Origin of the sequence: Allostella sp., assembly GCF_041913585.1 — a bacterium.
In the GTDB taxonomy this organism is placed as follows: domain Bacteria; phylum Pseudomonadota; class Alphaproteobacteria; order ATCC43930; family Allostellaceae; genus Allostella.
This window is the reverse complement of record NZ_JAYSFE010000192.1, coordinates 1-6,101: the sequence shown is the minus strand read 5'-3', so window position 1 is coordinate 6,101 and position 6,101 is coordinate 1. Positions and strand designations below refer to the sequence as shown.

At 72.0% G+C, this 6,101-nt stretch carries 7 protein-coding genes and 1 pseudogene; 5 read left to right on the top strand and 3 right to left on the bottom strand.

Annotation, left to right across the window (positions count from 1 at the left end):
- Positions 1-64 precede the first annotated feature (64 nt).
- Genes ACE3Q3_RS22445 through rsmD form a run of 3 tightly spaced genes read left to right on the top strand, consistent with a single transcriptional unit; the run spans position 65 to position 2,188 of the window.
- Positions 65-799, top strand: coding sequence for a gamma-glutamyl-gamma-aminobutyrate hydrolase family protein (locus tag ACE3Q3_RS22445; RefSeq protein ID WP_374449763.1), 735 nt, complete (start codon positions 65-67; stop codon positions 797-799).
- A 1-nt stretch (position 800) separates the two neighbouring features.
- On the top strand, positions 801-1,628 hold the full coding sequence (locus ACE3Q3_RS22440; protein ID WP_374449759.1) for a pseudouridine synthase: 828 nt from the start codon (positions 801-803) through the stop codon (positions 1,626-1,628).
- On the top strand, positions 1,625-2,188 hold the full coding sequence (gene rsmD / locus ACE3Q3_RS22435) for a 16S rRNA (guanine(966)-N(2))-methyltransferase RsmD (RefSeq protein WP_374449757.1): 564 nt from the start codon (positions 1,625-1,627) through the stop codon (positions 2,186-2,188). The genes ACE3Q3_RS22440 and rsmD overlap by 4 nt, the downstream gene beginning before the upstream one ends.
- A gap of 4 nt (positions 2,189-2,192) precedes the next feature.
- Here the strand turns inward: rsmD and ACE3Q3_RS22430 are convergent, their stop codons facing one another.
- Genes ACE3Q3_RS22430 through hrcA form a run of 3 tightly spaced genes read right to left on the bottom strand, consistent with a single transcriptional unit; the run spans position 2,193 to position 4,662 of the window.
- Positions 2,193-3,002, bottom strand: coding sequence for a cytochrome c family protein (locus ACE3Q3_RS22430; RefSeq protein ID WP_374449756.1), 810 nt, complete (start codon positions 3,000-3,002; stop codon positions 2,193-2,195).
- Between the two features lie 5 nt (positions 3,003-3,007).
- Complete coding sequence (gene grpE, locus ACE3Q3_RS22425; RefSeq protein ID WP_374449753.1) at positions 3,008-3,613, bottom strand: nucleotide exchange factor GrpE; 606 nt, start codon at positions 3,611-3,613, stop codon at positions 3,008-3,010.
- A gap of 14 nt (positions 3,614-3,627) precedes the next feature.
- Entirely contained in the window at positions 3,628-4,662 is a 1,035-nt protein-coding gene (gene hrcA, locus ACE3Q3_RS22420; RefSeq protein ID WP_374449761.1) for a heat-inducible transcriptional repressor HrcA, read from the bottom strand.
- 152 nt (positions 4,663-4,814) lie between these two features.
- Here hrcA and ACE3Q3_RS22415 point away from each other — a divergent pair, with 152 nt between their 5' ends.
- Positions 4,815-5,852 carry an NAD-dependent epimerase/dehydratase family protein gene (locus ACE3Q3_RS22415; protein WP_374449751.1) on the top strand — a complete coding sequence of 346 codons (1,038 nt, stop codon included), beginning with the start codon at positions 4,815-4,817 and terminating at the stop codon, positions 5,850-5,852.
- A gap of 40 nt (positions 5,853-5,892) precedes the next feature.
- Positions 5,893-6,101 (top strand): annotated as a pseudogene (locus ACE3Q3_RS22410) (ribonuclease PH); the annotation flags it as partial.

Here is a 6,101-nt window from a genome sequence, read left to right as displayed (position 1 = left end):
CGACCGTCGCGATTGTGACGGGCTCGATTGCGGCGGGGACGGGCGGGCCCTACATTCCCCGCCCATGACCGCACCATCCTCTGCCTCGCGCCGGCGCCCGACGATCGGCATCACGCTCGATTCCGAATCCCCGGGCGGCTACTCCAAGATGCCGTGGTACGCGCTGCGGGAGAACTACTGCGCCGCGGTGGCGGCCGCGGGCGGCCTGCCGATGCTGCTGCCGCACGAGCCGGACCAGGCGTCCGACTATCTCGACCGCATCCAGGGCCTCGTCATCACCGGCGGGGCGTTCGACGTCGACCCGGCGCTGTTCGGCGCGGACACCCGGCACGCCACCGTCAAGACCAAGGACCGTCGCACTGCGTTCGAACTGGCAGTGACGCGCGGCGCGATCGCCCGCGGCATGCCGATCCTCGGCATCTGCGGCGGCCAGCAATTGCTCGCCGTCGTGCTCGGGGGCACGCTCGTGCAGCACATCCCCGACGAGGTGCCGGGGGCGCTCGCCCACGAGCAGCCGAACCCGCGCACCGAGCCCGGCCATGCCGTGCGCGTCACCCCCGGCACGCTGCTGCACCGCATCGTCGGCGTGGCGGAACTGCCGGTGAACAGCGCCCACCACCAGGCGGTCAAGAGCGTGCCCGCCTCCGTCGTCGTCGATGCAGTGGCGCCGGACGGCGTCATCGAAGGCATCGAGGATCCCGCCCAGCGTTTCTGTCTCGGGGTGCAGTGGCATCCGGAATACGGCATCAGCGAGGGCGACGGCCGGATCTTCGGGGCCTTCGTCGCCGCGGCGGGCTGAGATGGCAGACGCCGATCCGTCCTCGGACGGGACGAAGGGGGATCGCATCGCCAAGGTGCTGGCGCGGGCCGGTCTCTGTTCGCGCCGCGATGCCGAGCGCTGGATCGCCGAGGGGCGGGTCCGGGTGAACGGCCGCGTGCTGGAGACCCCGGCCTGCGTCGTCGGACCCGCCGATACGGTGCTCGTCGACGGCAAGCCCCTGCCGATGGCCGAACGCACCCGGCTCTGGCGCTTCCACAAGCCGGCGGGGGTCGTCACCACCCACCGCGACCCGCAGGGCCGGCCGACCCTGTTCGACATCCTGCCGCCGGGCCTGCCCCGGGTGGTCTCGGTCGGCCGGCTCGACCTCAACAGCGAGGGGTTGATCCTCCTCACCAACGACGGCGCGCTGGCGCGGCGGCTCGAGCTCCCCGCCACCGGCTGGGTCCGCCGCTACCGCGTGCGGGTGAACGGGCATGTCGATCCCGCCCGGCTCGCCGCCCTCGAGGCGGGGGTCACCGTCGACGGCGTCGCCTACGGCCCGATCCGGGCCGTGCTCGATGGCCAGAAGGGCGACAATGCCTGGCTGACGGTGAGCCTGCGCGAAGGCAAGAACCGCGAGATCCGCCGCGTCATGGAGCATCTCGGCCACCGGACCAACCGGTTGATCCGGGTCGCCTACGGCCCCTTCCAGCTCGGCGAGCTGGAACGTGGTGCGGCCGCCGAGGTGCCGGGCCGGGTCCTGCGCGACCAGCTCGGCGTGGCGGCGGAGGCGGAGCTGCGCGCCGCCCCGGCCACGGCCGGCCGCACGCGGGAGCCGGCGTCGGGCCGTCCGCCGCGGGCGCGATGAGCCTGCGGATCTCCGGCGGGCGCCATCGCGGGCGCGTCCTGCAGGTGCCCGAGGGACAGGCGATCCGGCCGACGGCGGCCCGCGTCCGCGAGGCGGCCTTCGACATCCTCCTCCATGGCCGCCCCGCATCGGTGCGGCCGCTGCGCGGCGCCCGCGTCCTCGACGCCTTCGCCGGCACCGGCGCGCTCGGGCTGGAGGCGCTGTCGCGCGGTGCGGCGCACGTCACGTTCATCGAGCGCGACCGGGCCGCCCTGGCGCTGCTGCGCGCCAACGTCGAGCGGCTGGGGGAGGCGGCGCGGGTCGACATCGTCGCCGGCGACGCCGCCCGTCCGCCGCCGCCGCCGCACCCGGCCGACATCGTCCTCCTCGACCCTCCCTATGCGGCGGGGGCCGCCGAGGCGGCGCTGACGGCGCTCGCCGCCGCCGGCTGGATCGGGTCGGGCGCCGTCGCGATGGCGGAAGGTGCGTCCGGCGACCCGTTCGTGCCGCCGCCCGGCTTCCGCCTGCTCGACGAGCGGACCTACGGCCGCGCCGCGATCCGCTTCCTCGTCCGCGACTGAGCGCTCAGCAGGACGTCCCGGCGGGGCAGGACTTCCGCTTCTTCATCGCCGTGAGATAGGCGACGATCGCTGCCCGGTCGGCGGCCGGCAGGTGCCCGAAGCTCGGCATCTTGCTGCGCAGGCGGTAGCTTTCCGGCGCCGCGATGAAGGCGCGCAGGTGCTGCGCCGACCAGTATTCCGTGACGTTCTTTGGCACGTTCAGTTCCGGCCCGGTGTGTCCGCCGATCTGGTTCACCGCGTGGCACGGCATGCAGTTCTGGACGAAGAGGCGGAAGCCCTGCTGCGCCCGCGCGCCCGCGCGCTCCGGTGGCGCCGCGCCGCCATAGCGGTTCTCGAACGAAGTGACGGAGAGGTGGGCCAGCTTGTAGGGCCAGCGATAGTGCGGGTCGTCGGCGTCGATGCCGGTCCAGACGAGGTAGTAGGGGGCGGGCGTGATCGTCGAAGCGCCCTTGGCGAACGGCTCCCACGGATCCTCCGCCGGGCGGTCGAGATCGCGGACCGCGACGACGCCGTTGCCGGTCAGGGCGCGGTCCAGGTTCATCGACGGGGCATAGCCGTCGACCGCGGTCAGCACCAGTTCGGCGCCCTCGGCCGCCCAGCCGTCCACCTCGGGCCACGCCTTGCGCAGCAGCGCGGCCAGCGGATAGCCCTGGAAACGCTTGCTCTTCTTGTAGACGGGGTCCTGCACCGTCACCGTCACCGGCTCGATGCCCGGGATCAGGTCGGCGATGGCGACCGGTGGTGCGGAGGGATCCGCCCGCGCCGCGCCCATGACCGAGAACAGCACGAACAGGATGGCGGCGGCGCGGATCATGCGGTCTATCCGAGTGTCGGTTCGTCGTCGGCGATCGGCGCTACGGGTGTCGCGCCGGCGGGGGCGGCGGATTTCGCGACCCCGACCAGGGCCGGCCGCAGCAGCCGGTCGTGCATCACCCAGCCAGCTTGCAGGCATTGGACCACGGTGCCGTTCGGCTGGTCCGTCCCCGGAACTTCGAACATGGCCTGGTGGCGGTTGGGGTCGAACGGATGGCCGACCGGGTCGACCCGCTCGATGCCATGGCGGCCGAAGCCGGCGAGCAGTTCCCGCTCGGTCATCTCGACCCCTTCGACGAAGCCGCGCACCCGGTCGTCGGCGCGGGCCTCGGCGGGCAGCGCCTCCAGCGCCCGGCGCAGGTTGTCGGCCACCGGCAGCAGGTCGCGGGCGAGATTGGTGGCGGCGTACTTGGCGACGTCCTGCCGTTCGCGCTCGCCGCGGCGGCGGATGTTCTCCGCCTCGGCCACCGCGCGCAGGTACTGGTCCTTGAGCGCGGCGACTTCCGCTTCGAGTTCGGCCACGCGATCCGGTGCCGCGCCGGCCTCGTCCCCACCCTGGGAATCGTTGGCCGGCGCCGGTCGCTCGGCCGGGTCCTGGTGCTGTGCGTTCATGAAGCCTTTCCGTGTCAGCCGATGATACGCCCTATCACCTTGGCCGTGTAGTCGACCATGGGGATGATCCGGGCGTAATTGATCCGCGTCGGTCCGATCACGCCGATCGCGCCGACGATCTGCTCCCGGCTGTTGTGGTACGGCGCGATGACCACGGAACAGCCGGTGTTGGCGAAGAGATTGTGCTCCGAACCGATGAAGATCTGCACGCCCTCGCCCGACTGGGTGGCGTCGAGCAGTTGCAGCATCGAGTCCTTGGCCTCCAGCATCTCGAACAGGGTGCGGATCTTCTCCAGATCCTCGATCGCGGTCACGTTGCCGAGCAGGTTGGCCTGGCCGCGGACGATCAGCGCCCCTTCGCTGCGGCCACCGGCCCAGGTCGCGAGCCCGGCCGCGACCACCTTGCTCGCCAGTTCGTCGAGCTGGGCGCGATGGCCTTCCAGCTCGGCCGTGATCTCGTTCTTCGCTTCCTCGATCGTGCGGCCGCTGAGCCGCGCATTCAGGTAGTTGCCGGCGCGCACCAGCGCCGACGGCGGCATGCCGACCGGGACCTCGACGATGCGGTTCTCGACCAGCCCGTCCTCGGTCACCATCACCACGAGCGCCCGGCCGGGACCGAGATGGACGAACTCGATGTGTCGCAGCGAGCGCTCGACCTTGGGGGCGAAGACCACGCCGGCGCAGCGCGACAGGCCGGAGAGGAGCTCGCCCGCCTGCTCCAGGACCTGGCCGACGCTGCGGCCGGAGGCAGCGCAGCGGCCGTCGATGTTGCGCCGCTCCTCCTCGCTGAGCCGCCCGACCTCGAGCAGGCCGTTGACGAACAGGCGCACGCCGGCATCGGTCGGCAGGCGGCCCGCCGAGGTGTGGGGCGCATAGAGGAGGCCCGCATCCTCGAGATCGGCCATCACGTTGCGGATCGTCGCCGGCGACAGCTGCTGTCCCAGCCGGCGCGCGATCGTCCGCGAGCCGACGGGCTCGCCGGTCTCCATGTAGGCGTCGACGATCACGCGGAAAATCTCGCGCGACCGCTCGTTCAACTCGGTCACCATGCCGTTGCGGAACGGCTGCATCATCGGAACAGGAAATTCGCCTGCACCGGCGAACATCTGGGAACGCGGTCGCTCACCGTCAATGCACGCATCCTCCGGTCTTGGGATACCATGCCAGCCGTTGCACGGTGGAGAAAAGAGGGAGGACGAGCATGAACAAGGCCGATGCCGGGGTGCCGATCGCCGGCGGACGATTCCTCATCGTCGGCGGCGCCAGCCTGGTCGGGTCGACGACCGCCGACCTGCTGCTCGCCCGGGACGCGGCCCAGGTCACGCTGATCGACAATTTCGCCTTCGGCTCGCCGGCGTCGGTCGCCCATCTCGAGGCCGACCCGCGCGTGCGCATCGTCCGCGCCGACGTCATGCGCCTGCCGCAGCTGCTGGCGGCGAGCGAAGGGGTGGACGGGGTCCTGCACCTGGCGGCGGCCATGTCGATCTCGATGGACGCCGACCCCTGGACCGGGCTCGACGTCAACATCCGCGGCGTCCAGAACATGATCGAGGCGTGCCGCGCCAATCGGGTCCGCAAGATGGTCTTCGCCTCGTCGAACGCCGTCTACGGCTACGGCCCGGGCGTGGCGGGGGATCTCGTCGAGTCGACCCCGTTCCATTCCATGGGGGCGCCCACCGGCGCCGTGATCTACGGGGCGTCGAAGATCATCGGCGAGCAGCTCTGCCGCGATGCCCATCGCCGGCACGGGCTCGACTACGTCGTCCTCCGCTATTCCACCGTCTACGGCGAGCGCCAGCACTATCGCGCGGCCAACGCCCTCTACATCATCGAGACGCTCGACCGGGTGCGCCGCGGCGAGCGGCCGAAGGTGGTCGGCGACGGCAGCGAGACCAAGCACTTCGTCTATGTCGGCGACGTCGCGCGGGCCAACCTCGCCGCCTTCGTGGCCCCGGCCACCGACGTCGCCGTGAACGTCTCCGGCCCCGAACCGGTGACGACCCTCGATCTGGTGCGGATGGTGACGCGGCTCGCCGGCAGCGAACTCGCCCCCGAGCACGTCGATCCGCCGGTCGGGCGCGTGCGGCTGACCTCCGGCGGGGCCTTCCGGATCGACCATGCGGCGGCCGCGGCGGCCATCGGATGGCGGCCGGAGGTCGCGATGGAGGAGGGGCTGGCGCGGCTCATCCGGTGGCGGGATGCCGCGGCCGGGCTGGACGGCCGGCCGCCCGGCGCGTAGGTTCCGCCCTCTTCCGGACATAGAACCAAGGAACCCGACGATGCGCCCCTCCGGCCGCGCCGCCGACGCGTTGCGTGCGATCCGCCTCGAACCCGGCTTCTCCAAGCACGCGGAGGGGTCCTGCCTGGCGCGCTTCGGCGACACCCATGTGCTGTGCACCGCGTCGGTCGAGGAGAAGGTGCCGCCCTTCCTGCGCAACAGCGGCAAGGGCTGGGTCACCGCCGAGTACGGGATGCTGCCGCGGTCGAC